General features: G+C 72.9%; 24 protein-coding genes. 16 read left to right on the top strand and 8 right to left on the bottom strand.

Features of this window, described 5'->3' with window-relative positions; translation table 11 throughout:
• Positions 1-69: 69 nt before the first annotated feature.
• Complete coding sequence (locus tag JOD46_RS13815; protein ID WP_204395100.1) at positions 70-2,214, bottom strand: M6 family metallopeptidase; 2,145 nt, start codon at positions 2,212-2,214, stop codon at positions 70-72.
• A gap of 190 nt (positions 2,215-2,404) precedes the next feature.
• On the opposite strand from JOD46_RS13815, the gene JOD46_RS13810 reads away from it, so the two are divergent.
• Positions 2,405-3,241: a carbon-nitrogen hydrolase family protein gene (locus JOD46_RS13810; RefSeq protein ID WP_204395099.1), complete on the top strand. Its 837-nt coding sequence runs from the start codon at positions 2,405-2,407 to the stop codon at positions 3,239-3,241.
• On the opposite strand, the gene JOD46_RS13805 is transcribed toward JOD46_RS13810, so the two are convergent.
• A complete protein-coding gene (locus JOD46_RS13805; protein ID WP_307835043.1) occupies positions 3,207-4,442 on the bottom strand; it encodes an aminotransferase class I/II-fold pyridoxal phosphate-dependent enzyme in 1,236 nt (411 codons plus the stop codon). The two genes, JOD46_RS13810 and JOD46_RS13805, sit on opposite strands and share 35 nt — an antisense overlap.
• 146 nt (positions 4,443-4,588) lie before the next feature.
• Between JOD46_RS13805 and JOD46_RS13800 the strand changes: the two genes are divergently transcribed.
• The 5 genes from JOD46_RS13800 to JOD46_RS13780 all read left to right on the top strand — a co-directional run bounded on the left by JOD46_RS13800 (position 4,589) and on the right by JOD46_RS13780 (position 10,565).
• A complete protein-coding gene (locus JOD46_RS13800; protein ID WP_204395097.1) occupies positions 4,589-6,328 on the top strand; it encodes a S1C family serine protease in 1,740 nt (579 codons plus the stop codon).
• A gap of 144 nt (positions 6,329-6,472) precedes the next feature.
• On the top strand, positions 6,473-7,528 hold the full coding sequence (locus JOD46_RS13795) for a glycosyltransferase family 2 protein (protein WP_239562770.1): 1,056 nt from the start codon (positions 6,473-6,475) through the stop codon (positions 7,526-7,528).
• A gap of 2 nt (positions 7,529-7,530) precedes the next feature.
• On the top strand, positions 7,531-8,343 hold the full coding sequence (locus JOD46_RS13790; RefSeq protein ID WP_204395096.1) for a CDP-alcohol phosphatidyltransferase family protein: 813 nt from the start codon (positions 7,531-7,533) through the stop codon (positions 8,341-8,343).
• 43 nt (positions 8,344-8,386) lie between these two features.
• Positions 8,387-9,232 (top strand): glycosyltransferase family 2 protein, encoded by an 846-nt coding sequence (locus JOD46_RS13785; RefSeq protein ID WP_204396676.1) that lies wholly within the window; start codon positions 8,387-8,389, stop codon positions 9,230-9,232.
• Positions 9,233-9,272: 40 nt separating this feature from the next.
• Positions 9,273-10,565 carry a CDP-glycerol glycerophosphotransferase family protein gene (locus tag JOD46_RS13780; protein ID WP_204395095.1) on the top strand — a complete coding sequence of 431 codons (1,293 nt, stop codon included), beginning with the start codon at positions 9,273-9,275 and terminating at the stop codon, positions 10,563-10,565.
• A gap of 24 nt (positions 10,566-10,589) precedes the next feature.
• On the opposite strand, the gene JOD46_RS13775 is transcribed toward JOD46_RS13780, so the two are convergent.
• The 5 genes from JOD46_RS13775 to JOD46_RS13755 all read right to left on the bottom strand — a co-directional run bounded on the left by JOD46_RS13775 (position 10,590) and on the right by JOD46_RS13755 (position 14,796).
• Positions 10,590-11,552, bottom strand: a complete 963-nt coding sequence (locus tag JOD46_RS13775; protein WP_204395094.1) for a hypothetical protein — start codon at positions 11,550-11,552, stop codon at positions 10,590-10,592.
• 81 nt (positions 11,553-11,633) lie between these two features.
• Positions 11,634-12,377 (bottom strand): ABC transporter ATP-binding protein, encoded by a 744-nt coding sequence (locus JOD46_RS13770; RefSeq protein ID WP_204395093.1) that lies wholly within the window; start codon positions 12,375-12,377, stop codon positions 11,634-11,636.
• Positions 12,377-13,189, bottom strand: coding sequence for an ABC transporter permease (locus tag JOD46_RS13765; RefSeq protein ID WP_204396674.1), 813 nt, complete (start codon positions 13,187-13,189; stop codon positions 12,377-12,379). The genes JOD46_RS13770 and JOD46_RS13765 overlap by 1 nt, the downstream gene beginning before the upstream one ends.
• 97 nt (positions 13,190-13,286) lie before the next feature.
• Positions 13,287-13,979, bottom strand: a complete 693-nt coding sequence (locus JOD46_RS13760) for a phosphocholine cytidylyltransferase family protein (RefSeq protein ID WP_204395092.1) — start codon at positions 13,977-13,979, stop codon at positions 13,287-13,289.
• Positions 13,980-14,019: 40 nt separating this feature from the next.
• The gene (locus JOD46_RS13755; protein WP_204395091.1) at positions 14,020-14,796 is read right to left on the bottom strand and encodes a hypothetical protein; all 777 of its coding nucleotides are present in this window, start codon (positions 14,794-14,796) and stop codon (positions 14,020-14,022) included.
• On the opposite strand from JOD46_RS13755, the gene JOD46_RS13750 reads away from it, so the two are divergent.
• From JOD46_RS13750 to JOD46_RS13740, 3 genes are read left to right on the top strand one after another with little or no spacing between them, the layout of a single operon-like run.
• Positions 14,783-16,138 carry an ABC transporter ATP-binding protein gene (locus JOD46_RS13750; protein WP_307835041.1) on the top strand — a complete coding sequence of 452 codons (1,356 nt, stop codon included), beginning with the start codon at positions 14,783-14,785 and terminating at the stop codon, positions 16,136-16,138. The two genes, JOD46_RS13755 and JOD46_RS13750, sit on opposite strands and share 14 nt — an antisense overlap.
• Entirely contained in the window at positions 16,114-17,688 is a 1,575-nt protein-coding gene (locus JOD46_RS13745; protein WP_204395090.1) for a hypothetical protein, read from the top strand. The genes JOD46_RS13750 and JOD46_RS13745 overlap by 25 nt, the downstream gene beginning before the upstream one ends.
• A gap of 21 nt (positions 17,689-17,709) precedes the next feature.
• A complete protein-coding gene (locus JOD46_RS13740; RefSeq protein ID WP_204395089.1) occupies positions 17,710-17,997 on the top strand; it encodes a DUF3039 domain-containing protein in 288 nt (95 codons plus the stop codon).
• Between the two features lie 10 nt (positions 17,998-18,007).
• Here JOD46_RS13740 and JOD46_RS13735 read toward each other — a convergent pair whose 3' ends face one another.
• Complete coding sequence (locus JOD46_RS13735; protein ID WP_204395088.1) at positions 18,008-19,327, bottom strand: nicotinate phosphoribosyltransferase; 1,320 nt, start codon at positions 19,325-19,327, stop codon at positions 18,008-18,010.
• 62 nt (positions 19,328-19,389) lie between these two features.
• Between JOD46_RS13735 and murI the strand changes: the two genes are divergently transcribed.
• The 7 genes from murI (at position 19,390) to JOD46_RS13700 (ending at position 25,607) form a co-directional block, all read left to right on the top strand.
• Complete coding sequence (gene murI, locus JOD46_RS13730; RefSeq protein ID WP_204395087.1) at positions 19,390-20,244, top strand: glutamate racemase; 855 nt, start codon at positions 19,390-19,392, stop codon at positions 20,242-20,244.
• Positions 20,241-21,011 carry a ribonuclease PH gene (gene rph / locus JOD46_RS13725; protein WP_204395086.1) on the top strand — a complete coding sequence of 257 codons (771 nt, stop codon included), beginning with the start codon at positions 20,241-20,243 and terminating at the stop codon, positions 21,009-21,011. Before murI ends, rph begins: the two co-directional genes overlap by 4 nt.
• Before the next feature lie 14 nt (positions 21,012-21,025).
• Positions 21,026-21,658, top strand: a complete 633-nt coding sequence (locus JOD46_RS13720; protein WP_204395085.1) for a non-canonical purine NTP pyrophosphatase — start codon at positions 21,026-21,028, stop codon at positions 21,656-21,658.
• 180 nt (positions 21,659-21,838) lie between these two features.
• Positions 21,839-22,753 (top strand): ABC transporter ATP-binding protein, encoded by a 915-nt coding sequence (locus tag JOD46_RS13715; RefSeq protein ID WP_204395084.1) that lies wholly within the window; start codon positions 21,839-21,841, stop codon positions 22,751-22,753.
• A gap of 31 nt (positions 22,754-22,784) precedes the next feature.
• A complete protein-coding gene (locus JOD46_RS13710; protein WP_204395083.1) occupies positions 22,785-23,606 on the top strand; it encodes an ABC-2 transporter permease family protein in 822 nt (273 codons plus the stop codon).
• On the top strand, positions 23,606-24,883 hold the full coding sequence (locus tag JOD46_RS13705) for a sensor histidine kinase (RefSeq protein WP_204395082.1): 1,278 nt from the start codon (positions 23,606-23,608) through the stop codon (positions 24,881-24,883). The genes JOD46_RS13710 and JOD46_RS13705 overlap by 1 nt, the downstream gene beginning before the upstream one ends.
• Positions 24,849-25,607, top strand: coding sequence for a response regulator (locus tag JOD46_RS13700; protein WP_204395081.1), 759 nt, complete (start codon positions 24,849-24,851; stop codon positions 25,605-25,607). Before JOD46_RS13705 ends, JOD46_RS13700 begins: the two co-directional genes overlap by 35 nt.
• Positions 25,608-25,646 lie beyond the last annotated feature (39 nt).

The following is a 25,646-nucleotide window of genomic DNA, read 5'->3' as shown; positions in this document are numbered from 1 at the left end:
GTTTCCTGATGAAAGAGAGCCGCTCGGTGGCGGGTCCGCGCCGACGGGCGCCGGCGCGGACCCGTCGCCTCAGCCCTTCTTCCCGTTCGGAGTGTTGGTGTTGGTGACCCTCAGGTCGTACCCCGCGTCGAGCGTGTCGAGGTCGCCCGTGGGCAGGTTCGACACGAGCGTCGTGAAGTCGCGCTTCGAGGTGTTGGCGCAGCGCGTGTCGAGGGCGAGGTCGACCGAGTCCTGCTCCAGGCGGTACACCCAGTTGCCGGCCCCGTCGGTCATCTCGAACTCGTCGTCCACGCCGGGCGTGAGGTCGCACGTCGCGATGACCTGCAGGGTCCAGTTGTTGTCCTGGAGCCCGGAGGTCTCGATCCACTCGCCCTCGTCCGACGAGAGCGTTGCGGCGGCGCCGTTGACCATGACGTCGTCCACGAACCATCCGGTGTCGAGGTACGCCGCGTCGGTCGAGTAGCGGAACTGCACGTCGGTCGTGCCGGCGGGCAGCTGCGCCGTGAGGTGCACGTACTCGGGCTGGTCGACGAAGTACGCGCCGCCCGAGGTGCCGGTCAGGCCGTTGCCCTCGGTGTTGTTGCCGTGCGGGTCGTCGTTCGACGTCACGGTCGCGCCCGAGTCGTCCACGAGCGGCACGGTGACCCACTCGCCGTTCACCAGCGCCTCGACGAAGCCGTAGTCCCAGCCCTCCTCGATGAAGTACCAGCTCCAGAAGTCGAGCGAGGTCACGGTGCCCGAGACGTCGACGTCGAGGACGTGGTCGGACTGGCTCTCGTAGCCGCCGTACCAGTGCGTGTCGCCCCTGTGCGGTGCGATCTGCGTGGTGGGCTCGCCCTCGAACGAGAGCGACACGGTCGGCCCCGGGTTGCGGAACCGCTCGACCTGGATGCCGTACGGAAGGGCGAGATCGCTCTGCCCGTTGGTCCGCCGGTCCCACTTGGCCGAGGGCTGCGCGCCGCGGTTGTCGCCGCGACCGCCCCAGAACTGGTCGTCGGCGATGTCGATCGTCCAGCTCGTGTCCTTCGGGTCGCCGAAGTCGACGGCCTTGATGTCCCAGAGGTCGGAGTCCTCGTCGTCGAGGTAGACGGCCACGGCCCAGTCGCGGTACAGCTCGTCGGCGGAACGCAGGTCCCCTCCGGTCTGCGCGTTGAACGCGTCGATGGCCGCCTGCACGCCCTCCATGCCGTTGAGCTCGTTCTCGAAGATGAGCTTGATCAGCAGGTCGCCGCCGGCACCGTCGTACTCGAGGTCGGGCGTGTAGGTGCCGTCGCCGTTGCCGCCCGCCTGCTCCCAGAGGTACTGGAAGAAGGTGTAGGCGGCGCCGTAGTTCTCGAGGCCGCCGCCCCAGCGCGTCAGCGACGTCTCGGCGTAGAACACCTGGTGGTAGGTCAGGTGCGAGCCGCCCACGTCGAACCCGTTGAGGAACACCGCGAAGTCGGCGAGGCCCTCGTCGACCCAGCTGAGCTCGCCCGGGTCGCTGTAGTTGTGCAGCAGGTGCTCGAGCTCGTGCGCGATGACGCCCTCGTAGAGCGTCGGCCGGTCGTTCGACGGGTCGTCGTCGTTCCACTCCGAGTCGGCGGGGCCGACGCGGTTCGCCCAGTCGAAGGCGTCGATGACGATGGCGTTCATGCCCGACGAGTCGATGAACTCGGGCGCGAAGTAGCCCGCCGTGTACGTGTCGGCGTCGCAGTCGTAGTAGTTCTCGTCCTGCACGTTGTAGACGACCATCACGAGCGAGTCGCTCTCGGGCACGTTCGGGTCCGCGGCATCCATGAACCCGTAGTGCTCCTCGTCGACCGCGACGATCTGGTCGGAGAGGATGTCGCCCATGTAGTCGATCTGGGCCTGCGTGAGCGCGAAGTCCTCGACGTCGCGTTCGGCGCACGGCACGAACTCATCCGTCGGGTCGTGGTCGAACGCCGGATCGAGGCTGTCGACGCCGACGGGCGCGCTGCCGTCGAGCGGCGTGCCGACGGGCACGTAGATGTAGACGGGCGTGCCGTCGGGCGTGGCGCCGGCGTAGACGCGCGTGAAGTCCTGGTCGTACGTGCCGCCGGCCTCGCTGTCGTTGATCGGCAGCGTGATCGTCGGCTCGCCGGGCAGGTTGAGATGGTCGTCGGCGGATGCCGGTATGGCGGATGCCACGGCGATGGTGATCGCCGAGGCGCCCACCGCAACGGCGCCGATGACGCTGCGTGGTGCTCGAAGCACTGCGGGTTCCCCTCTGTCGAGGTTCCCGTCACCGCAGACGGTCAGTCCGCGGCGACGGGGACCGGTCGAGCGCACGCACGGATGACGGGCGCACGCGTAGATGGGGAAAGTAGACCATGCGGCCACCGCGAAGGACAGATCTTGAGTTCCGTCTCCGAATCGTGTTGAATCCGCCCCCTAGGCTGGGGCCATGCAGACGGATGGCGCGGAGATCGCGGTCGCGACGGCGCAGTTCGCGCCCGGGAACGACGCCGACGCGAACCTCGATGCGATGGGGCGGCTCGCGAAGCGGGCGGCCGCGCGCGGCGCTCGGCTGATCGTGTTCCCGGAGTACTCGAGCTGGTTCACGCCCACGCCGGGGGAGGAGTGGCTCGGGGCGGCGCAGCCCGTCGACGGACCGTTCGCGGCCGCGCTCGGCGAGCTCGCCGACGCGCTCGGCATCCACCTCGTGGCGGGCATGATCGAGCGGCTCGAGGGGCAGCAGCGCGTGGGCAACACGGTGCTCGCCATCGCCCCCGGCGGCGGCGTGGTCGCGCGCTACCGCAAGCTGCACCTCTACGACGCCTTCGGGCAGCGCGAGTCGGAATGGGTGGCTCCCGGCGAGATCGGCGAGCCCCAGACGTTCGAGGCCGGCGGCCTCCGTTTCGGGCTGCAGACCTGCTACGACGTGCGGTTCCCCGAGGTCTCGCGACGCATCGTCGATGCGGGGGCCGACGCGATCTGCATGCCGGCCGAGTGGGTGCGGGGGCCGCTCAAGGAGGCGCACTGGCGCACGCTGACCACGGCGCGCGCGCTCGAGAACACCGCCTACGTCATCGCCGCCGACCACGCGCCGCCGGTCGGCGCCGGCAACAGCATGATCGTCGACCCGATGGGCGTGGAGCTGGCCACGATCGGCGAGCAGGAGGACGTGGCGGTCGCGTGGCTCTCCTCGGAGCGCATCGCGGCCGTGCGACGGCTCAACCCCGCGCTCGCGCTGCGCCGGTTCGCGGTCACCGAGCGGTCGACGCCCCCGGCGCAGGGCTGAGCGCCGCGAGCCGCGCCGACGCCTCCTCGAGCACCTCGCGTCGCTTGCAGAACGCGAAGCGCACGAGGCTGCGCACGGGATCGCGCCGTTCCGGATGCACGAACGCCGAGATCGGCACGCCCACGACGCCCGCGCGGCGCGGCAGGTCGCGGCAGAAGGCCACGGCGTCGGCCTCGCCCAGCGCCGCGGCGTCCGCGACGACGAAGTAGCCGGCGGCGGGCACCGACGTGGCGAAGCCGGCTGCATCCAGTCCCGAGACGAGCAGGTCGCGCTTGGCCGCGAGCGTCGCCGCGGCGTCGGCGAAGAACCGGTCGGGCAGGTCGAGCCCGGCCGCGATCGCCGGCTGGAACGGCGCGCCGTTGACGAACGTGAGGTACTGCTTGACCGCGAGCACGGCGGTGACGAGGTGGGCGGGGCCGGTCGCCCAGCCGATCTTCCAGCCCGTCGTGTTGAACGTCTTGCCGCCCGACGAGATCGAGATCGTGCGATCCCATCCGCCGGGCAGCGCGGCGATCGGCGTGTGCGCGCCGTCGAACACCAGGTGCTCGTAGACCTCGTCGGTCACGATGAGCGCGTCGTGCCGGTGCGCCAGCTCGACGACCAGCTCGAGCGTCCCGCGGTCGAGCACCGCGCCCGTCGGATTGTGGGGCGTGTTGACCAGGATGACGCGCGTGCGATCGGTCACGGCGGCACGCAGCTCGTCGTGGTCGGGCCGCCAGTCGGGGAAGCGCAGCGGCACGGTGCGGTGGATGCCGCCGGCTCGCGCGATCACGGCCGCGTACGCGTCGTACGACGGCTCGAACGTGACGACCTCGTCGCCGTCGTCGACGAAGGCCAGCAGGGTCGCCGCGAGCGCCTCGGTCGCGCCGGCGGTCACCAGCACCTCACGACCCGGATCGACCGACAGGCCGTACCAGCGGGCCTGGTGGCGGGCGATCGCCTCGCGCAGCACCGGCATGCCCGGGCCCGGCGGGTACTGGTTGAGCCCGGCGGAGATGGCCTCGCGCGCGGCCTCGAGCACCTCGTGCGGGCCGTCCTCGTCGGGGAAGCCCTGGCCGAGGTTGATCGCGCCCGTCGCCACGGCCAGCGCGCTCATCTCGGCGAAGACGGTGGCCGCCACCGTGCCGTCGGGAGCGAGCAGGCCGGCGCCCGCGGCGGTGCGCTGCCACGGCGCCAGGCGGGGGAGCGGGCTGGATTCCACGCTCACACCGTACGTCACGCTGCGCCCGTTACGCTGTCGGGGGCGCCCGGGCGGTTCCCGGCATCGGCATAGGCCGGTCATAGACACCGCCGACGCGCCGCACAGCTTGCAGGGCGATGCTGGCTTCGCTGGAAGGGAGCGACCACATGACCGAGACCACCACCGGCGGGCACGACCAGGAGCCGGAGGCCCGCCCGGAGACCACCGCGCCGGAGCGCGAGGCGGCCCCCGCGGCCACCGAGACGTCGGCGCCGACGCCGGCTGCGCCGGCCGAGACCACGGCCGCGCCCGCGGCGAGCGCCGCCGCGCCTGCGGCCGAGGTGCCCGCCGCGCCTGCGGCCGAGGTGCCCGCCGCGCCGGCGGCCGAGACGCCCGCGGCACCCGCGGCACCCGCGTCCGAGGCGCCCGCCGCGCCGCGCCCCACGGGCACGGTCTACACGCCCGGCCAGGCGCCGCAGCCGTACGTCGCCGGGCAGTACCGCCACGAGCCGGCCGCCGCACCCGCTCCGGGGGCGACCGCCCCGACGGCGCCCGTCGCCGGGGCGCCCGCGGGCGCTCCGCACACGACCGCTCCGCACCCGACCGCGCCGCAGGCGGCGGCGCCCGGCGGATCGGGGATCGTGCCTCCCGCGTTCGGCGGCCCCGCCGCGGCATCCGGCGCACCCGCGCCCGCCCCGGCGAAGCCGCGCCGCGTCGGACTCGGCGTCGCCGCGGCCATCGTCGCCGCCGCGCTCATCGGCGGTGCCTCGGGCGCCGGCGTCACCGCGCTCGTCACGAGCGACGACGACACGAGCACGACCCAGAGCGCCACGGGCGCCGAGCGCATCGTGGTGAACGACACCGAGTCGGTCAACCAGGTCAGCGCCGTCGCCGCGGCCGCGAGCCCGAGCGTCGTGACCATCGAGGTGGCCGGCGGCCAGAACCAGGGCACCGGATCGGGTGTCATCCTCTCCGAGGACGGCTACGTGCTGACCAACACGCACGTGGTCACGCTCGACGGCGCGACCGGCGACGCGAAGATCCAGGTCAAGACCGACGACGGCCGCCTGTTCGACGCCGAGCTCATCGGAACCGACCCGCTCAGCGACCTCGCGGTCATCAAGCTCGTCGACGCCTCCGACCTCACGCCCATCGAGTTCGCCGACTCCGACGAGCTGAACGTGGGCGACACCGCGATCGCGATCGGCGCGCCGCTCGGCCTGTCCGGCACCGTGACCGACGGCATCATCAGCGCGCTGAACCGGAGCATCGACGTGGAGTCCTCCGCGGCCCCGTCGACGCCCGACGACGGCCAGGGCGGCGGCGGCACCGGACAGGAGAGCCCGTTCGACTTCTGGAACTACGACGGCCAGCAGGGCGCGCCGTCGCAGCAGGACGGCGGCCTCATCTCCATCCCGGTGATCCAGACGGATGCCGCGATCAACCCGGGCAACTCGGGCGGTGCGCTGCTCGACTCCCAGGGCAAGCTCATCGGCGTGAACGTCGCCATCCTCTCCACGGGCGGCAGCTCGGGCCAGGCCGGCAACATCGGCGTCGGGTTCGCGGTGCCCGCCAACCTCGCCAAGCGCGTCTCGCAGGAGATCATCGACAACGGCGCGGCCACGCACGGCCTGCTCGGTGCGACGGTGACCTCGGCGCAGGCCAGCGGCGACAGCGCCACGGTCGGCGCGCTGATCTCCGAGGTGAGCTCGGGTGGCGCCGCCGAAGCGGCCGGCCTGCAGTCGGGCGACGTGGTGACCGCGCTGAACGGCATCCCGATCACCGACCAGACCGACCTGACGGCGCAGGTGCGTGCGCTCGCCGGCGGTTCGAAGGCCGAGATCACCTACACGCGCGACGGCGAGTCGACGACCACGACCGTGACGCTCGGCACCTTCGAGGGCTAAGCCCGAGCGCGCATCGCTCCCACCCGACGGGGGCCGGACCAGCTTGGTCCGGCCCCCGTCGCCGTCCCGGCGTGGCGCTGCACGCCCGGACGGCCGCCCGGCGCCCGGCTGCTAGGCTCGATCGACCCAGCACGAGTGAGGACCATGCCCGAGCAGCACCACCCGGCGGAGCTCTCGCCGCCGATCGGCGTCTCCTATGTCATGCCCGTCCTCAACGACGCCTCGCACGTGCGTGCCGCGGTCGAGTCGATCCTCGACCAGGAGTACGACGGGCCGGTCGAGGTGCTCATCGCCCTCGGGCCCTCGATCGACGGCACGGCCGAGCTCGTCGCCGACCTCGCCGAGCGCGACGCGCGCGTGCGCGTGCTCGAGAACGAGGTGGGCTCCACGCCCGCCGGGCTGAACATCGGCATCCGGGCCGCATCCCACCCGGTCGTCATCCGGGTCGACTCGCACTCGATGCTCCCGCGCGACTACGCGCGGACCGCCGTCGAGACGCTCGTGCGCACGGGCGCCGACAACGTCGGCGGCGTGATGGATGCGCGCGGCGAGACGCCGTTCGAGCGCGCCGTCGCACTGGCCTACACGACACCGGTCGGGCTCGGCGGGTCGGCGTTCCACGTCGGCGGCGAGGAGGGGCCGGTCGAGACCGTCTACCTCGGGGTCTTCCGGCGCAGTGCCCTCGAGCGGGTCGGGCTCTTCGACGAGACGATCAAGCGCGGACAGGACTGGGAGCTCAACCGCCGCCTGCGCGACACCGGCGGCCTCGTGTGGTTCACGCCGCGCCTCGCGGTGACGTACCGGCCGCGGTCGAGCGTGGAGCGCCTGGCCCGGCAGATGTTCTCGACCGGGCTCTGGCGAGGCGAGCTCGCCCGCCGGTTCCCGGCCGACAACGGCATCCGCTACTTCATCCCGCCGCTCATGGTCGTCGGCGTCGTCCTCGGCACGCTCCTCGGCATCGGCGGCCTCGTGCAGCTGGGCCTCGGCGCGCTCCCGTGGATGCTCGTCGGCTTCGCCGCACCCCTCGTCTACCTCCTCTTCGTCGCGGTCGCGACGCTCGTGTACGCTCGCGGGCGAGGTGCGGCCACCGCGGGGTGGTTCCTCGTGGTGCTGCCCTGCATCCACGTGGCCTGGGGCACGGGCTTCGTGCTCGGGTACCTCGCGCTCACGAGCAACATCTCCAGCCACACGGGAAGGTGAGCATGACGCAGACCGAGCCCGAGCGCGGCAGGCCGGCATCGATCGCCGAGCTGCGTGCGGTGACCCAGCCGCCCGAGGTGCGCGGTCGTCGCAACGCCGAGCACTGGACCGCGTCGCTCTACCTGCGCGACCTGTCGCCGTACCTGACCTGGCTGCTGCTGCGCACGCGCATCTCGGCGAACGGCGTGACCGGCCTCATGATCCTCGTCGGCTGGTCCACGGCCGCGGCGCTGCTCATCCCCGGCATCTGGGGTGCGCTGCTCGCCGTCGTGCTCGGCCAGCTCCAGATGCTCGTCGACTGCTGCGACGGCGAGGTGGCCCGATGGCGGCGCACCTCGAGCCCCGCCGGCGTGTTCCTCGACAAGGTCGGCCACTACACGACCGAGGCGCTGATCCCGCTCGCGCTCGGCATCCGCGCCGCGGCGTATCCGCTGGAGTTCCCCGAGGACTTCCTCTGGACGACGATCGCGGCGCTGCTGGCGCTCGTCATCGTGCTGAACAAGGCGCTCAACGACATGGTGCACGTCGCGCGCGCCAACGCGGGCCTGCCCAAGCTAGCCGACACGCACGGCGAGACGGCGCCGCGCGGCGGACTCATCGCGACGCTGCGCAAGGCGGCCCGCTTCGTGCCGTTCCACCGCCTCTACCACTCCGTCGAGCTGACCCTCATCGCGTTCGCGGCGGCGGTCGTGGGCCTCTTCGCGGGCCAGCCGGTCGTCGATCGCGTCGTCGTCGCGGCACTCCTGCCGCTCGCCGTGCTCGCCCTCGTCGGGCACTTCCTCGCGATCATGGCCTCCCGCCGTGTCCGCGCCTGACCAGGCCGCACCCGTGCCGCGCGTCGGCGTGGTCGTGCTGACGATGGGACGACGGCCCGAGGAGCTCGCCCGCGGCATCCGGAGCGTGCTCGACCAGGAGGGCGTCGAGGTCGACGTCGCGTGCGTCGGCAACGGCTGGGATCCGGCGACCGCCGAGCCGCCGCTGCCGCCCGAGGTGCGAACGGTGCACCTGCCCGAGAACCTCGGCATCCCCGCGGGCCGCAACCGCGGGGTGCCGCACGTGTCGGGCGAGGTGCTGTTCTTCCTCGACGACGACGCGTTCCTGCCGAGCGCGCGCTTCCTCGCCGACGGATGCCGCGTGCTCGCCGAGCACCCCGACCTCGGGCTCGTGCAGCCGCGCGTCGTCGATCCGACCGGCCTGACCGCGCCGCGGCGCTGGATCCCGCGCATCCGCAAGGGCGACCCGGCGCGCTCCAGCGACGTGTTCTCGTGCTGGGAGGGCGCCGTGCTCATGCCGCGTGCCGTGTTCGAGGCGACGGGCGGATGGGCCGACCCGTTCTTCTATGCGCACGAGGGCATCGAGCTCGCCTGGCGCGTGTGGGACACGGGCCACCGAGCCTGGTATGCGGGCGACCTCGAGGCCGCGCACCCGGTGATCGACCCGGCGCGCCACGAGTACTACTACCGCCTCAACGCGCGCAACCGCGTGTGGCTCGCGCGCCGCAACCTGCCCCTGCCGTTCGTCCCGCTCTACGTCGGCTCGTGGACGGCCATCCAGGTGCTGCGGTGGTTCCGCGACCCCGCCGCCCTGCGGGCCTGGTTCGGGGGATGGCGTGCAGGCTGGCGCGAGGACCCGGGACCGCGACGTCCGCTGCGCTGGCGCACCGTCTGGCGGATGACGCTCGCAGGCCGGCCGCCGGTCATCTGACCCGCGTCCCCGGCACGGGGGCTCCGGCTACCCTTGGACGGTGGGTTTGAGGAGAGACGCGCGTCGCGCCGTCACGCTGGTCAAGAACGTCATCCGGTCGCGCCGCGCGCAGCGCAGCCTGGCCGAGCTGCCCTCGCTCGAGCCGCACCGGTACCGCATCGGCGTGTACTTCGCCGACGGCAAGGTCAACCTGTACCAGCTGCGGCAGTGGTACAGGCCGCTCGCGGTGCTCGCCGAGCGCCATCCGGTGCTCATCCTCAGCCGCGCGTCGGGTGCCGCGCTCGCGCTGCGCGAGGAGTCGCCGCTGCCCGTCGCCTACGTCCGGCGCGTCGCCGACCTCGAGCGGGTGATCCACGAGCAGGACCTGCACGTCGTCTTCTACGTCAACCAGAACGCCAAGAACTTCCAGATGATGCGGTACGGCCGCCGCTGGCACGTGTTCATCAACCACGGCGAGTCCGACAAGATGTACATGACCACCAACCAGTTCAAGGCGTACGACTACGCGCTGATCGCCGGCGATGCCGCGCGGGCGCGCCTCGAGAAGGTGCTCTGGGACTACGACTTCGACAAGCGCGCCATCCCGATCGGCCGGCCGCAGGCGGACCACTACCTCGACGGGCGGCCACTGCCCTACCCCGAGGACGACCGCGAGGTCGTGCTCTACGCGCCGACGTGGGAGGGCGACCGGGGGGCGGCCGCGTACGGGTCGATCGCGTCGCACGGCGTCGAGCTCGTCCGCGCGCTCGTCGCGACCGGCCGCCACCGCGTGATCTACCGCCCGCATCCGCGCTCCGGGGTCGTCGACCACGACTACGGGGTCGCGAACCGCGAGATCATGCGCGTGCTCGAGCAGGCCAACTCCGGCGACGCGTCGGCGCACCACATCGTCGACACGGGACCCGACCTCGGCTGGCAGCTCGCCGCGGCCGACGTCGCGATCGTCGACATCTCGGCGATGGTCTACGACCGCCTCGCCGCGGGCAGGCCGCTGCTCGTGACCAGGCCCGCGAACCCCGACGCGCAGGTCGACACGGGCGGGTACCTCTCGGCGTGCGAATGGCTCGATGCCGCGGATGGCGCGACCATGACCGCGCGGGTCGACGAGGTCGCGCACGACGAAGCCGCGCTCGGCCGGCTCGCGTACTGGGTCGAGCGGTACTTCGGCGACACCACGCCCGGCGTCACCACGGCCCGGTTCCACGAGGCGGTCGACCACCTGATGGCCGAGTGGGAGCGCTTCGCCGCACTGCACGCGGCCGATCCCGAGGTCGACGACCACGACGCCGAGGGCGAGGCCGCCGAGCAGTCCGACGAGGTCGAGGTCGACTGAGGTCGGGTTCGGTCGAGCGGTCGTTTATCCGGCCGACGGGTCGTCGGCCTCCGGTGCGATGGCGCCGGTGCCGGCGCCGGTGCCGGTGCCGGCGCCGGCGTCCGCGTCGCGCCGGCGCCCGATGGCACGGCTCGCGGAGCGCAGGCCGCGGCTGGTCGCCGAGGCGAGCGCGGTCGTGACGGCGGCGCCCCGCCGGGCGGCCCGCACGCCCGCGGGCACGCCGGGTTCGCGCGGCTCCAGCTCGGCGGGGAGGACCTGCGGCGCGCCCCCGAACGCGAGGCGCGACTGCTGCAGCACGCGCCGGCCGAGCATGTGGTTCCCCACGCCGCCGATCGCCGCGCCGATGCCGAACGGGATCGCGCGGCCGATGATGCCCGCTCCGCCGCGCACGGCGTACTGCTTGACGAAGACCCGGCGAAGCCGGTCGGCGACGGTGCCCATCACGGCTTTGGGGAGCCCGTTGGTGATCACCTCGCCCCAGTACGCGTTGCGGCTCACGCTGCCGCCGGTGGCCTGCGCCGCGAACTGGCGCACGAGGTCGACGCCCTCGCGGCCCATCAGCAGCGTCATCACGAGCGCGCGGGCGCGGTCGGGGTTCTCGACGTGCATCCCGTGGACTTCGGCGACCGACTGCGCGAACAGGGCCGTGGCCTCGAGGAAGCCCGCGGTCTCGACGCCCGACAGCGCGAGCGTGACGCCCGTGCCGATGCCGGGCACGACCGCCGTCGCGCCCACGGCGGCGCCGCCGGTGGTCACGGCGGTGAGGTAGCGCCGCTCGAGGATGCGCACGAGCTCGTCGGGCGTCGCGGTCGGATGGTTCCGGCGGATCCCGCGCAGGTGCGCGACCACGATGGGCCGCTGGATGGACAGGAGGCGGTCGAAGCCGCGCTCGAGCCCGGCGGCCCGGTCGGCGGCATCCGAGCCGGGCTCGCCCTCGCGCGGCGCGCCGGAGCGCATCGACGTGATGTTGTGCACGCGTTCGGACATGCCGACGATCCTAGGCGGCGCACCTGCGAAGGCGGCCGCGGCGCGGCATCCGGGCCGGGGGCTTGACGCGGCCCGCCGCCGCTACTTCACCGTGCCGTAGTCGGCGTTGTAGCGGTCGAGGACCTCGTCGATGGGCGCGTCGAGCACCAGCCGCCCCTTGTCGAGGTAGAGGCCGCGCGTGCAGAAGCGGCGGAGGTCGCGCTCGTTGTGCGAGACGAAGAAGAGCGTGCGGCCGCCGGCGAGGAGCTCCTCGATGCGGCGGTAGCACTTCTCGCGGAACGCCTTGTCGCCGACCGCGAGGACCTCGTCGACGAGCAGGATGGGCTCCTCGAGCTGGGAGATCACGGCGAACGCGATGCGCACCTTCATGCCGCTCGAGAGGTGCTTGTAGGGCGTGTCGAGGAAGTCGCCGATCTCGGCGAACCCGATGATCTCGTCGAACTTCGCGTCGATCTGCGACTTCGTCATGCCGTGCAGGCCGGCGGTGAGGTAGACGTTGTCGCGCACCGTGAGATCGTCGACGAAGCCGCCCGTGATCTCGATGAGCGGGGCGACGCCGCCGTTGACGGCGACCGTGCCCTCGTCGGGCAGCATCACGCCGGCGACGAGCTTGAGCAACGTCGACTTGCCCTGGCCGTTGCGCCCGACGACGCCGATCGCCTCGCCCGGACGCACCTCGATCGAGAGGTCGCGCAGCGCCCAGAACTCGTCGGGCCGGACGCGCCGGCGGCTGCGCGAGAAGAGGTCCTTGAAGGAGCGGCGGCCCCGGCGGTTGCGGCGGAACCGGATGCCGAGGTCGGCGGTGCGGATGGCGGCGTCGGGCATCAGATCTCCTTCAGCACCTGGCGTTCGGACGACCGGAACACCCACAGCCCGATCGCGAGGATCGCGAACGACACGGCCGCCGCGACGCCGACCGCGAACCAGTCGAGCTCGCCGGGGAAGAAGCCGGACCGGTACAGCCCGAAGATCCCGGTGAGCGGGTTGAATGCCGCCCAGACGTGCAGCTGCTCGGGGAGGTTCGTCGTGCCGTACACGATGGGGGAGGCGTAGAACAGGAAGCGCAGCACGAGCTTGGTGGCCCGCTCGAGGTCGCGGAAGAACACCACGAGCGGCGCGACGATCATGCCCACGCCCGCGGTGAGCGCCGCCTGGAGCACCATCGCGAGCGGGAACAGCAGCAGCTCCCAGCCGACCCGGACCTCGACGCCCGACCATGCCGCGGCCGCGACGAACAGCGCGAGCACCGGCAGCGAGAGCGCGAACTCGATGCCCTTCGACAGCACGATCCGGTTCACCCAGATCGTGCGCGGCAGCTTCGTGGAGCGCACGAGCTTCGCGTCCTTGAGGAACGCGCGCGTCGAGTCGGAGACCGCGCCGTTGAACCACATCCACGGCAGCAGCGCGGAGAGCAGGAACACGATGTACGGCTCGGTGCCCACCGGGCGCTGGAAGACCTGCGTGAAGACGAACCAGTAGATCCCGGCCATCACGAGCGGGTCGAGGATCGACCACACGTAGCCGAGCGCGGATGTCGAGTACCGCACCTTGAGGTCGCGGGTGGTGAGGAGCCACAGGGAGTGCCGGTATTCGGCCCACGGCGTCCGCGAGAACGGATGCGAGTCCGCGTAGCTCATCACGTCTGACATCGTAGAGGCCCGCCGGGGCAGAGCCCGACACGCGAAGAGCGGATGCCTCGTGGCATCCGCTCCTCGTGCTGTGGGATCTCGCAGGTCACACGAAGTGGTTCGCGCGCTCCAGGTCTTCGGCGAAGTCGATCTCGACCGCGTAGAGGTCGGAGACGTCCATCGGCTCGACGAGCAGGCCGTTGTGCTCGATCGCGAGCTCGATGCCGCGCTCGAAGTAGTCCTGGGCGCCGACGCGCTGGAGGTGCGCCAGCAGCGTCGCCTTGTCGCGGCTGGAGATGTAGTTGATGCCCACGGCCTCGCCGAGCCCGCCCTTGACGGTCTTGGAGAGCTCCTTGATGTAGCCCTCGGCGGTCGTGGTGTACTTCACCTCCTCGTCGGACACCTTGGCGGTGTTGACGGTGACGAACGACTGGTCGCGCGCGATGAACGGCAGCGCACGGTCGAGGATGCGCGGGTCGAAGACCACGTCGCCGTTCATCCAGAGCACGCCGCCGCCCTGCGACGCCTGGAGGGCGCGCATGAGCGACTTCGAGGTGTTCGTCTGGTCGTACTCCTCGTTGTAGACGAACGACGCCTGCGGGAACGCCTCGATGATGTGCTCGAGCTTGTAGCCGACGACGAGGGTCACGCTGGCGTTGCGGCCGAAGGCGTGCTCGATGTTGTCGAACTGCTGGCGCATGATCGTGCGGCCGTCGCTGAGCTCGGTGAGCGGCTTGGGGAGGGAACGCCCGAGCCGGCTCCCCATGCCGGCTGCGAGGATCACGATCTGCGTGGTCACTGCATCTCCTTCGTTGTCCGGATGCCGCGACGCGCTCGTTTCACGGCGAGTTCGTCGGGGATTCATCCGCAAGTTCACTTCTGGACACGCCGTTATGCCGACCCTCAGGATACCGGAGGGGTGCGTCACCTGCCGAACCCGCCGACAAGCCGTAGCACGATCGTGACCGAACGGCGCGCGTACGGAGGGGTTCCACAGCGTCGGATGCGGGTGGTTGGTAGGTTGTCGGGGTGACTTCCGTTTCGCGATCAGGTCCTGACGACGAGACTCCCGAAGGCACCGGCACGGGGGTGTCCGCCGATCGGGGGGATGCCGTCGCGCCTGCGCCGGCGGGCTCGTCCGGTGGGCGCGCCCCGCGCGCCCGGTCGCCACGGGCGTCCACGTCGTCGTCGGCGGGCCGTCCCGCCGCATCGAAGTCGGGTGCGTCCACGCGCGCCACCGGCACGTCCGCGGGGTCGAAGGCGGCCGCGACGAAGGCGACGCCGGCCTCGACGAGCTCGAAGCAGGCTTCCGCCGAGTCGAAGCCCGCCGGGCGGGCGACCACCGCGCGCGCCTCGCGGTCGACCGCGAAGCCCGCCCCTCCGGCGGTCGAGCCTGCCGAGACGGCGGAGTCTGCGGTCGAGGCGGCGCCCGTCTCCAAGCGCAGCACCGCGTCGCGTGCCGCCTCGTCGACCGCGTCCGCCGCGCGCGGGGAGGCGGCGAAGTCGGCGCGCACCCCGTCGTCGTCGGCCGCGAAGGCCCGCGCACGGACGGCAGACGCGCGCAAGAAGTCCCCCTCGTCGCGCCAGCGGGTCGCGGCGGCGGTGACGACCGACACGACCGCCGCCGAGCGCAGCCCGCGGCGCCCCGAGTCCTCCGAGCCGGCGGTCGGCACAGCCGGGGCCGCGGCGGCCGTCGTCGCCGCCGCCGCGAAGGCCGTGGTCGACCCGGCGCCCGAGGCGGTCGCCGAGCCGCAGGCGGCGGCCGAGCCGCCGGTGGTCGCGGAGCCCGAGATGGCGGCCGAGCCCGAGGCGGTCGCGGAGCCCGAACAGGCGACGGCGACCGATGTGCTCGCCGGGCCCGAGGTGGTCGCGGAGCCCGAGGTGGTCGCCGAGCCCGAGGTTGCCGCCGAGCCCGAAGCGTCCGCCGCATCCGAGCCGGCCCGAGCCGCCGACGCGGCATCCGTCGCTGCGACCACCATGACCGACCCGATCGCGAGCGAGGTCGAACCCGATCCCGTCGCGACCGAAGTCGAGTCCGATTCCACGGCCCCCGAGGCTCCCGCCTCGGTCGCGCCCGACGACCGCGCCGTGGGCGCGGAGCGCGGCGTCGCCGTGATCCCGGTCACGTCCGCGACCAAGCCGGCGCCGCGCAAGAAGCGCACGCTGCGCGTGGCCAGGCCCGCCCCGTCCGCCGACGCGGCGCGCGTGCTCACGATCGAGGGGCTCGTGAAGCGCTTCGGCGACACGACGGCGGTCGACGCGATCTCGCTCGAGGTTCGCGCGGGATCGTTCTACGGCATCGTCGGCCCGAACGGCGCCGGCAAGACCACGACGCTGTCGATGGCGACCGGCCTCCTGCGGCCCGACGCGGGCACGGTGCACGTGCACGGCATCGACGTGTGGAAGCAGCCGCGCGAGGCCAAGCGGATCACGGGCGTCCTGCCCGACCGCCTGCGCCTGTTCGACCGGCTCACGGGCGCGCAGCTCCTCTACTACGCGGGCTCGTTGCGCGGGCTGGACCATCGGACCGTGCTCGAGCGCAGCGCCGACCTCGCCGCCGCCTTCGGGCTCGAGGACGCCCTCGACCGCCTCGTCGCCGACTACTCGGCCGGCATGACGAAGAAGATCGCGCTCGCCTGCGCGATGATCCACTCGCCGCGCCTGCTCGTGCTCGACGAGCCGTTCGAGTCGGTCGACCCGGTCTCCGCGGCGAACCTCACCGACATCCTGGAGCGCTACGTCGCCGGAGGCGGCACGGTGCTCCTCTCGAGCCACGGCATGGACCTGATCGAGCGCGTGTGCGACTCGGCGGCGATCATCGTCGGCGGCCGCGTGCTCGCCTCGGGCACGCTCGACGAGGTGCGCGGCGGCCAGACGCTCGAGGACCGTTTCGTCGAGCTCGCCGGCGGACGCAAGGCTGCGGAAGGCATGGAATGGTTGCACAGCTTCTCCGACTGAAGCTGCGGCTGCTCGGGAACATCTTCCGGCGCAGCACGTGGCAGGTCGTGGGGATCGTGGTGGGCCTGATCTACGGCCTCGGCATCGCCGCGCTCCTCTTCCTGATCCTCGTCGGGCTCCGCGGGGTCGACGATGCCGCGCTCGTGCGCGACGTCGTCGTGGTCGGCGGTGCCGCCACCGTGGTCGGGTTCCTGCTCGTGCCGCTCGTGTTCGGCGTCGACGACACCATGGACCCGCGGCGGTTCGCGCTGTTCGGCATGCCCGACCGCACGCTCGCGCTCGGGCTCGCGGTCGCCGCGGCGATCGGGGTCCCCGCGCTCGCGCTCGCCCTCGTGCTGACCGGCACGGTCGTCACGTGGTCGCGCGGGGTGGGCGAGACGCTGCTCGCGCTGCTGGCCGCACCGCTCGCCTTCGCGACGTGCCTGCTCGGGGCGCGGCTCACCGCGGGCCTCGGAGGGATGCTGCTCGAGACGCGGCGCAGCCGCGAGGTCGCGAGCGTGATCGGCGTGCTCCTCGTCGTGATGGCCGCTCCGCTGATCGTCGCGCTGACGACGGTCGACTGGGCGAACTCGGGGCGGCGCGCGCTCGGCGCGATCGCCGGAGGGCTCTCGTGGACGCCGCTCGGTGCCGCGTTCGCGGTGCCCGGCGACGCCGCCGACGGCGCGTGGGGCACGGCCATCCTGAAGCTCGCGATCGCCGCCGCGACGGTCTGGTTCGCGTGGATGGCGTGGGAGCGGCTCGTCGCGCGCATGCTCGTCACGCCTGGTCGCGAGGCGTCGGCGCGCAGCTACCACGGCCTCGGCTGGTTCGGGCGGATGCCGCATGGCGCGACCGGCGCGATCGCCGCGCGAAGCATCACGTACTGGTTCCGCGACGCGCGCTACTGGGTGGCGCTGCTGATGATCCCGATCACGCCGGTGCTCGTGACGGTGCCGCTCGGCATCGCGGGCGTCCCCGCGCTCTACCTGGGACTCATCCCGGTGCCGCTCGTGTGCCTGCTGCTCGGCTGGAGCCTGCACAACGACACCGCCTACGACAGCACCGCCGTGTGGCTGCACGTCGCGTCGGGCGTGCGGGGCGTCGCCGACCGCGTCGGCCGTCTCGCGCCGGTGCTGATCTCCGGCATCCTCGTGATCGGCCTCGGCAGCGCAGTGACGGTGTTCGTCCTCGACGACTGGCGCCTGCTGCCGTCGCTGCTCGGGGTGAGCACGGCGCTCCTGCTGGCGGGCCTCGGCCTGGGTTCGATCACGTCGGCCGCGATGCCGTACCCGGTCGTCAAGCCGGGCGACAGCCCGTTCCAGGCGCCGCAGTCGACGGGCGCCGTTACCGCCCTCGTGCAGTCGTTCACGATGTTCGGCTCACTGCTCGTCGCCGCACCGGCGATCGCCTTCGCCGGGCTCGGCATCTTCTCCGATCCCGCCTGGCACGCCGCGTCGCTCGCGGCTGGCGTCGGGCTCGGGGTGCTGGTGCTCGTGCTGGGCGTGTGGGCGGGCGGCAACGTGTTCCAGCGCCGCGGCCCGGAGATCCTCGCGGCGGCCCTTCGCGCCTGATCGCGGCGTAGACTCGACCGCATGATCCGACCCGTGCAGGCGAGCATCGCCGACCCCGATGCGCCCGGTGGCGGCACCTCGGTGCTCGACCGCGAACTCGAGAAGCTCCTCGAAGAGGAGGGCATCGAGCCCGGAGACCACGAGCGGTTCTCCCACTACGTCAAGAAGGAGCAGATCCTCGAATCGGCCGTCACGGGCAAGCCGGTGCGTGCGCTCTGCGGCAAGAAGTGGACCCCCGGTCGCGACCCCGAGAAGTTCCCGGTCTGCCCGACCTGCAAGGAGATCTACGAGCGGCTGAAGCAGGGCTGACCCGCCCCGCTCACCGATACGTCGTCGGGATGACCGGCTCGCCGCGCCCGAGCCGGAACGCCTCGATCGGCAGTTCCTGCATCACCTCGGCGCGGTGCGCGCGTGCGGCCTCGACGCCCGCGTGGCCGGTCCAGGCGGCGTCGGCCCGGCCTGCGTGCATGAGGTGCACCATCAGCGGCCGCAGCTCGTCGCCCGGCTCGAACTCCGCCTCGCCCTCGGGCCCGTCGCCCACGAAGACGATCTCCTCGCGCGCGGTGCGGGTCGAATCGAGGCGCCGCGCGGCGTTCTTGCGGCCGCCGATGCTGATCTTCTTCGGCGAGGACTTCGCGACATCCACCCATTCGCCGTCGTCGCCGCGACGGGCGACGAGCTTGTAGACCATGCCGGCGGCGGGGAAGCCCGACCCGGTGACGACCGACGTGCCGACGCCGTACGCATCGGCCGGCGCGCCGGACAGCGCGGCGATCTGGTACTCGTCGAGGTCGCTCGTGACGGTGATGCGCGTGTTCACGGCGCCGAGGTCGTCGAGCTGGGCGCGCACGTCGGCCACGACGGTCGGGAGGTCGCCCGAGTCGATGCGCACCGCGCCGAGCTCGGTGCCGGCGACGCGGACGGCCGTCTCGACGCCGGTCGCGATGTCGTACGTGTCGACGAGCAGGGTCGTGCCCGTGCCCATGGCCTCGACCTGGGCGCGGAACGCCGCCTCCTCGGAGTCGTGCAGGAGCGTGAACGCGTGCGCCGCGGTGCCCATCGTCGGGATGCCCCACGTGCGGCCCGCCTCGAGGTTGCTCGTCGCGTCGAACCCGGCGATGTACGCCGCGCGCGCGGCCGCGATCGCCGATCCCTCGTTGGTGCGGCGCGAGCCCATCTCGGCGATCGGGCGCCCGAGGGCGACCGAGACCATGCGCGCGGCGGCGCTCGCGACCGACGAGTCGTAGTTGAGCACCGAGAGCACCACGGTCTCGAGCATCACGGCCTCGGCGAACGAGGCCTGGATGGTCAGCAGCGGCGACCCCGGGAAGTACGCCTCGCCCTCGCGGTAGCCCCAGATCTCGCCGCGGAACCGGTAGTCGGCGAGCCAGTCGAGGGTCGCGTCGCGCACGACGCGGTGCTCGCGCAGGTACTCGAGCTCGGCATCCTCGAACCGGAACCGCTCGATGAGCTCGAGCAGCCGCCCGGTGCCGGCGACGATCCCGTACCGTCGGCCGTTCGGCAGCCGCCTGCCGAACGCCTCGAAGAGGCTCTCGCGATGTCCGGTGCCGTCCAGCAGGGCGGCGTCGACCATCGTGAGCTCGTATCGGTCGGTGAAGAGCGCAGCTGAGCCGGTCACGCCGCTCAGCCTAACGGTGCGGGCGGCGGATGGCGGGGAGGCCTGATCTAGGCTGGGTGACCGTGACGGATGCACCGATCGGGATCTTCGACTCCGGCGTCGGCGGACTCACCGTCGCCCGGGCGGTCCGCGACCAGCTGCCGAACGAGGAGATCCTCTACGTGGGCGACCTCGCGCACTCGCCCTACGGCCCGAAGCCCATCGCCGACGTGCGGCGCTACGCGCTCGCGGTGCTCGACGACCTCGTCGCGCAGGGCGTGAAGCTGCTCGTGATCGCGTGCAACACCGCGTCGTCGGCCATGCTGCGAGATGCGCGTGAGCGCTATGACGTGCCGGTCGTCGAGGTCATCCAGCCCGCGGTGCGCCGGGCGGTCGCGACCACGCGCAACGGCCGGGTCGGCGTGATCGGCACGGCCGGCACCATCCAGTCGCGCGCCTACGACGACGCGTTCGCGGCCGCGCCCCACCTCGAACTGACGAGCGCGGCGTGCCCGCGGTTCGTCGAGTTCGTCGAGGCGGGCGTCACCACCGGGCCGGAGGTGCTCGCGGTCGCCGAGGAATACCTCGCGCCGCTGCGCGCGGCCGGCGTCGACACGCTCGTGCTCGGCTGCACCCACTACCCGTTCCTCAAGGGCGCGATCTCGTACGTCATGGGCGAGGGCGTCTCGCTGGTCTCGAGCGACGTCGAGACCGCCAACGACGTCTACCGCGTGCTCGTCTCGCAGGGCCTCGAGCGTCGCGCCCCGACGCCGCCCGCGCACCGCTTCGAGGCGACCGGCGGCTCGTCCGCGGCGTTCCTCGACCTCGCCAACCGCCTCATCGGCCCCGACATCCCGAGCGTCGAGCTCGTGCAGACCGGCGCCCTCACGCTGCCCCACCGCCTCGCAGGCCGACCGCACCGACAGGAGACCGCATGACCGAGCACCCCGCCCCCGACCTCGTCCGAGCCGACGGCCGCACGCCCCTCGACCTGCGCGACGTCGTGATCGAGCGCGGCTGGAGCGCGCACGCCGAAGGGAGCGCCCTCATCTCGTTCGGCCGCACGAAGGTGCTCTGCACGGCGAGCTTCACGAACGGCGTGCCGCGCTGGATGACCGGGCAGGGCAAGGGCTGGGTCACGGCCGAGTACGCGATGCTCCCGCGTTCGACGAACACGCGCAACGACCGCGAGTCGGTCAAGGGCCGCATCGGCGGCCGCACGCACGAGATCAGCCGGCTCATCGGCCGGAGCCTGCGCGCCGTGGTCGACATGAAGGCGCTCGGCGAGAACACCATCCAGATCGACTGCGACGTGCTCCAGGCCGACGGGGGCACGCGCACCGCGGCGATCACGGGCGCGTACGTCGCGCTCGCCGACGCGATCGAGTGGGCGCGCACGAAGAAGTTCATCGGCCAGAAGTCGACGCCGCTCATCGACACCGTCGCGGCCGTCTCGGTCGGCATCATCGACGGCACGCCCATGCTCGACCTCGCCTACGTGGAGGACGTGCGCGCCGAGACCGACATGAACGTGGTCGCCACCGGGCGGGGCCTCTTCGTCGAGGTGCAGGGCACCGCCGAGGGCGCGCCGTTCGACCGCCGGGAGCTCGACCAGCTGCTCGACCTCGCGCTCGCCGGCACGACCGAGCTCGCCGGCCTCCAGCGGGCCGCGCTCGAGGCGTCACTGCCCGGCCGAGCGGGCTGAGCGGGGGCGGGCGGATGTCCCAGACGGGTCTCGAGGTCGTCCTCGCCACGCACAACGCGCACAAGGTCGCCGAGTTCCAGCACATCCTCGGCGAGCACGTGCCCGGGATCACGGTGCTGCCCTACGACGGGCCCGAACCCGTCGAGGACGGCACGTCGTTCGACGAGAACGCGTTCATCAAGGCGCGGGCCGCGGCATCCCACACCGGTCGCATCGCGCTGGCCGACGACTCCGGCATCGCCGTCGACGTGATGGGCGGCTCGCCGGGCATCTTCTCGGCGCGCTGGGCCGGGCCGGGGCGCGGCGCCGAGGCCAACCTCGAACTGCTGCTCGCCCAGCTCGGCGACATCCGCGATCCCCATCGCACGGCGCATTTCCACTGCACGATCGCGCTGGTGGTGCCGGATGCCGCGGGGGGCGCGCCGTTCGAATTCGCGGCGGTCGGCACGTGGCCGGGCCGCGTCGCGAGCGAGCGCGCGGGCGTCAACGGCTTCGGCTACGACCCGATCTTCCGGCCCGACGGGTTCGACGTCTCGGCCGCGGAGCTCGCGCCCGAGGTGAAGAACGCGAACAGCCACCGCGCGCGGGCGTTCCGGGCGCTCCTGCCCGAGCTCGAGCGGATCGCCGCCGCCCGCGCGGCCGGCTGAACGTCGGCCCCGCCTCCCGCGGGGCCACCCGCGGGACTCCTCCTGCGGTACGACGGGGATCGCCGGGATCGGTACCACGGTCGGACGACCGCGGCGATCCGTCCGCCTACCTTCGAGACATCCGCCCCGGACCGGGACTTCCGGCCGGGGTGAATCCGATCCGAAGGAATGGCCGGTCACATGATCGAGGCAACCCACCTCACCAAGCGCTTCGGCGACACGATCGCCGTCGACGACCTCTCGTTCACGGTGCGCCCCGGCGTCGTCACGGGGTTCCTGGGGCCCAACGGCGCGGGCAAGTCCACCACGATGCGCGCCATCGCCGGCCTGATCCGGCCGACGTCGGGCACCACGCGCGTCAACGGCGCCCCGCTCGCCCGGCACGCCGCACCGATCACCGAGCTCGGCACGCTGCTCGGGCCGGGCCTCGCCCACCCGGGGCGCACCGCGCGCGCCCACCTGCTCGCGCTCGCCGCGACGCACGGACTCGGCAGTGCGCGGGTCGACGAGGTGCTGCAGCTGACCGGGATCGAGGCCGTCGCCCGACGGCGCGTCGGCACCTTCTCGCTGGGCATGCACCAGCGGCTGGGGCTCGCCGCCGCGCTGCTCGGCGACCCGCAGACGCTGATGCTCGACGAACCCATCAACGGCCTCGACCCCGACGGGATCGTCTGGGTTCGGCGCTTCCTCCGCACCCTCGCGGACGAGGGCCGCACGGTGTTCCTCTCCTCGCACCTGATGAGCGAGATGGCGCAGGCCGCCGACCACCTGATCGTCATCGGCCGCGGTCGGCTCATCGTCGACGCGCCGATGGCCGAGGTCCTCGCCGGCGTCGGCACGCCCCGCGTCCTGGTGAAGACCCCCGACGCCACGCGTCTGGCGGCGGCACTCGCCGCGCCGGGCGTGACCGTGACGAGCCTCGCCTCGGGCGAGCTCGAGGTCATGGGACTCGACGCCCCCGCGATCGCCGCGATCGCACGCGACCGCGACGTGCTGCTGCACGAGCTCACCACCCGCACGGCCTCGCTCGAGGAGGCCTACCTCTCGCTCACCGACTCGACGCTCGAGTACGCCGCCGCCGACCCGGCGGCGTGAGCCCCGCACGTCCATCCGAAGGGAACCTCCCATGTCCGCAACCCCCGTCGCCCAGCCGCGGCTGACCGCCTCGCGCGTGATCCGCGCCGAGTGGATCAAGGCCGCCACCGTCCGCTCGACCTACTGGACCGCCGGCCTCGCCATCGCGACCGCCGTGCTGTTCGCGGGCGGCATCCTCTACGCCGTGACGCTCGCGCCCGCATCCGACGTGCCCGACCCGGCCGCGGTGCTCGCCGAGAACTACGGCCCCGCGCCGAGCCTCGGCGTGCTCGGGTACGCGTTCATGTTCGCCTACGCGCTCGTGGCCGTCGCAGGCGTGCTGCTCGTCGGCCCGGAGCGGTCGACGGGACTGCTCGCCGCGACCCTCGCGGCCGCGCCGCGGCGATCCCTCGTGTTCGCGGCGAAGCTGCTCGTCTCCGGGGCGGTCGGCGCGGGGATCGGCGCGGTCGCGGCGGTCGCCTCGTTCCTCGTCGTGCAGCCGCAACTCGGACGGCTCGGTCTCGGAGCGAGCCTCGTCGATGCGCAGGTCGTCCAGGTGCTCGCCGGCGGCGTGGTGTTCCTCGCCCTCATCGGCGTCATCTCCACGGCCATCGGCTCGCTCTTCCGCAGCACCGCCGCGGGCTTGGGCGCCGTGCTGGGACTGCTCATGGTCGCGCCGGCGATCCTGCCGCTCGTGCCGGGCGTCGGCCCGGCGGTCGCCGGGTGGCTGCCGAGCACCGCCGGTATGATGCTGTTCCAATCCGCGGCCCAGGCCGGATGGCCGCCGATCCTCACGGGAGGATTCGTCCTCCTCGCATGGGCGGTCGGCGCGGCGGCCTTGGGCGGAGTGCGGTTCGCGAGACGAGACGTGTGATGGCCGGACGGGCACGCACCATCGGCCGGGCGACGAGCCCGGCCGATGCCGATGCCGCGCCCGGCCGCGTGCGGCGGCTCGCCGCCGAACGACCCTGGTTGGTGGATGCCGCGGTGTCGCTCGTGTTCACCGTGATCGTCGTCACCACCCTCGCCAGCGAGGTGATCGCGGGCGACGCCGAGGTCACGCCGTGGCAGGTGGTGAGCATCGCCGGCACGGCGATCGCGCTGCTCTTCCGGCGGCGCGCCCCGGTCGTCGTGCTCGTCGTCGTGACGCTGCTCACGACCGTGCTCGGCTTCTCGGCCGAGTCGAACCTGGTGCTCGCCGTGCCGATCGCGCTGTACGCGGTCGCCGCGTTCCGCTCGCCGACCGCGGGCTGGATCGCCGGTACGGCCGCGTTCGCCGCGACCGCCGCGAGCCTCTTCCTCTGGCTGCCCGAGCTCGAGGCGCGGCTCGGCGAGCCCGGCGCCTTCGACATCCCGGTCGTGCTGCTGACCATCGGGATGGCCGACGCGGTCGGCGTGCTGCTCGGCGCGAACACCTGGCAGCGTGCCGAGCGCGTCCGCGTCCTCACCGAGCGGGCCGACCAGCTCGCTCGCGAGCGCGACGACCGCGCGCGGATCGCGACCCTCGCCGAGCGCAGCCGCATCGCCCGCGAGATGCACGACATCGTCGCGCACAGCCTCTCGGTGATGATCACGCTGGCCGACGGCGCGGCGACGGCGGTCGACCGGGACCCCGCGGGCGCGCGCCGCGCGCTCGACCGGCTCGCCGACACCGGCCGGGATGCGCTGCGCGACATGCGGCAGGTGCTCTCGGTCCTCGGCGAGGACGCCGACGAGGGGGCCGCGTCGCTCGAGCCCGCACCGGGCCGCGAGGACCTCGACGAGCTCGTCGCCCGCTTCCGCGAGGCGGGGCTTCCGGTGCGCTTCACCGTGCGGGGCGCTCCGTCCGCGGATCCGCAGCGCGACCTCGCGGTGTACCGCATCGTGCAGGAGGCGCTCACCAACGCCCTGCGCTACGCGACGGACGTGCGCCGGGTCGACGTGACGCTCCAGGCCGCCGGCGACGCGACGATCGTCACGGTCGTCGACGACGGGCGCGCGGGCGCACCGGCCGTCGGGGCCGGGCGCGGGCTCATCGGCATGTCCGAGCGGGCGGCGGTGTTCGGCGGGTCGGTCGAGACCGGTCCGACGTCGGCGGGCGGATGGCGCGTCCGCGCCGTGATCCCGAACGCCGAGGATGGCGTCGCGCGCGCGGGAGTGGACCGTGCCTGAACCGTCCGCGATCTCCGTACTCCTCGTCGACGACCAGCCGCTGATCCGCCTCGGCTTCCGGATGGTGCTCGAGGGCGAGTCCGGCATCGAGGTCGTCGGCGAGGCCGACGACGGGGTCGAGGCGGTCGAGTTGACCGGACGACTCGCCCCCGACGTGGTCGTGATGGACGTGCGGATGCCCCGGATGGACGGGATCGCGGCGACGCGCCGCATCGTCGAGGAGCGGCCGGGCGTGCGCGTGCTCATCCTCACCACGTTCGACCTCGACGAGTACGCCTTCGCGGGACTGCGCGCGGGCGCCAGCGGCTTCCTGCTGAAGAACGCCCGCCCCGCCGACCTGATCCACGCGATCCGCACGGTGGCCGGGGGCGACGCGATCGTCGAGCCGCGCATCACTCGGCGGCTGCTCGACCTGTTCGGCGCGCAACTGCCGGCAGGTGAGGGTGAACCGGTCCGACCGGCTGCCGGGCCGGCCGCGGCATCCGACGACCTGCGCGGCGCCGCCGACCCCCGCCTGTCCGTGCTCACCGAGCGCGAACTCGAGGTCTTCGGCGCGATCGCCCGCGGTCTCAGCAACGCCGAGATCTCCGCGGCGCTGTACCTCTCCGAGTCGACGGTGAAGACGCACGTCGGCCGCATCCTCATGAAGCTCGGCCTGCGCGACCGCGTGCACGCCGTCATGCTCGGCTACGAGACGGGGGTGGTGGTGCCGGGTCGCGGCTGAGAATGGGTCTCGTTCCCGTCAGCGGCGGGCCGGCGGCAT

The organism is Agromyces aurantiacus (assembly GCF_016907355.1).
Lineage (GTDB): Bacteria > Actinomycetota > Actinomycetes > Actinomycetales > Microbacteriaceae > Agromyces > Agromyces aurantiacus.
The sequence above is the reverse complement of the archived record's forward strand: the minus strand, read 5'-3'. Positions and strand labels throughout refer to the sequence as shown.

What these genes read in the sequence shown, in the direction of transcription:
- JOD46_RS13740 (WP_204395089.1), top strand. Translation starts at nt 17,710, where the DNA reads ATGATCCGACCCGTGCAGGCGAGCATCGCCGACCCCGATGCGCCCGGT.
- JOD46_RS13720 (WP_204395085.1), top strand. Translation starts at nt 21,026, where the DNA reads ATGTCCCAGACGGGTCTCGAGGTCGTCCTCGCCACGCACAACGCGCAC.
- JOD46_RS13745 (WP_204395090.1), top strand. Translation starts at nt 16,114, where the DNA reads ATGGTTGCACAGCTTCTCCGACTGAAGCTGCGGCTGCTCGGGAACATC.
- JOD46_RS13800 (WP_204395097.1), top strand. Translation starts at nt 4,589, where the DNA reads ATGACCGAGACCACCACCGGCGGGCACGACCAGGAGCCGGAGGCCCGC.
- JOD46_RS13790 (WP_204395096.1), top strand. Translation starts at nt 7,531, where the DNA reads ATGACGCAGACCGAGCCCGAGCGCGGCAGGCCGGCATCGATCGCCGAG.
- JOD46_RS13810 (WP_204395099.1), top strand. Translation starts at nt 2,405, where the DNA reads ATGCAGACGGATGGCGCGGAGATCGCGGTCGCGACGGCGCAGTTCGCG.
- rph (WP_204395086.1), top strand. Translation starts at nt 20,241, where the DNA reads ATGACCGAGCACCCCGCCCCCGACCTCGTCCGAGCCGACGGCCGCACG.
- JOD46_RS13765 (WP_204396674.1), bottom strand. Translation starts at nt 13,189, where the DNA reads ATGAGCTACGCGGACTCGCATCCGTTCTCGCGGACGCCGTGGGCCGAA.
- JOD46_RS13715 (WP_204395084.1), top strand. Translation starts at nt 21,839, where the DNA reads ATGATCGAGGCAACCCACCTCACCAAGCGCTTCGGCGACACGATCGCC.
- JOD46_RS13770 (WP_204395093.1), bottom strand. Translation starts at nt 12,377, where the DNA reads ATGCCCGACGCCGCCATCCGCACCGCCGACCTCGGCATCCGGTTCCGC.
- JOD46_RS13775 (WP_204395094.1), bottom strand. Translation starts at nt 11,552, where the DNA reads ATGTCCGAACGCGTGCACAACATCACGTCGATGCGCTCCGGCGCGCCG.
- JOD46_RS13705 (WP_204395082.1), top strand. Translation starts at nt 23,606, where the DNA reads ATGGCCGGACGGGCACGCACCATCGGCCGGGCGACGAGCCCGGCCGAT.
- JOD46_RS13795 (WP_239562770.1), top strand. Translation starts at nt 6,473, where the DNA reads ATGCCCGAGCAGCACCACCCGGCGGAGCTCTCGCCGCCGATCGGCGTC.
- JOD46_RS13785 (WP_204396676.1), top strand. Translation starts at nt 8,387, where the DNA reads ATGGGACGACGGCCCGAGGAGCTCGCCCGCGGCATCCGGAGCGTGCTC.
- JOD46_RS13700 (WP_204395081.1), top strand. Translation starts at nt 24,849, where the DNA reads ATGGCGTCGCGCGCGCGGGAGTGGACCGTGCCTGAACCGTCCGCGATC.
- JOD46_RS13710 (WP_204395083.1), top strand. Translation starts at nt 22,785, where the DNA reads ATGTCCGCAACCCCCGTCGCCCAGCCGCGGCTGACCGCCTCGCGCGTG.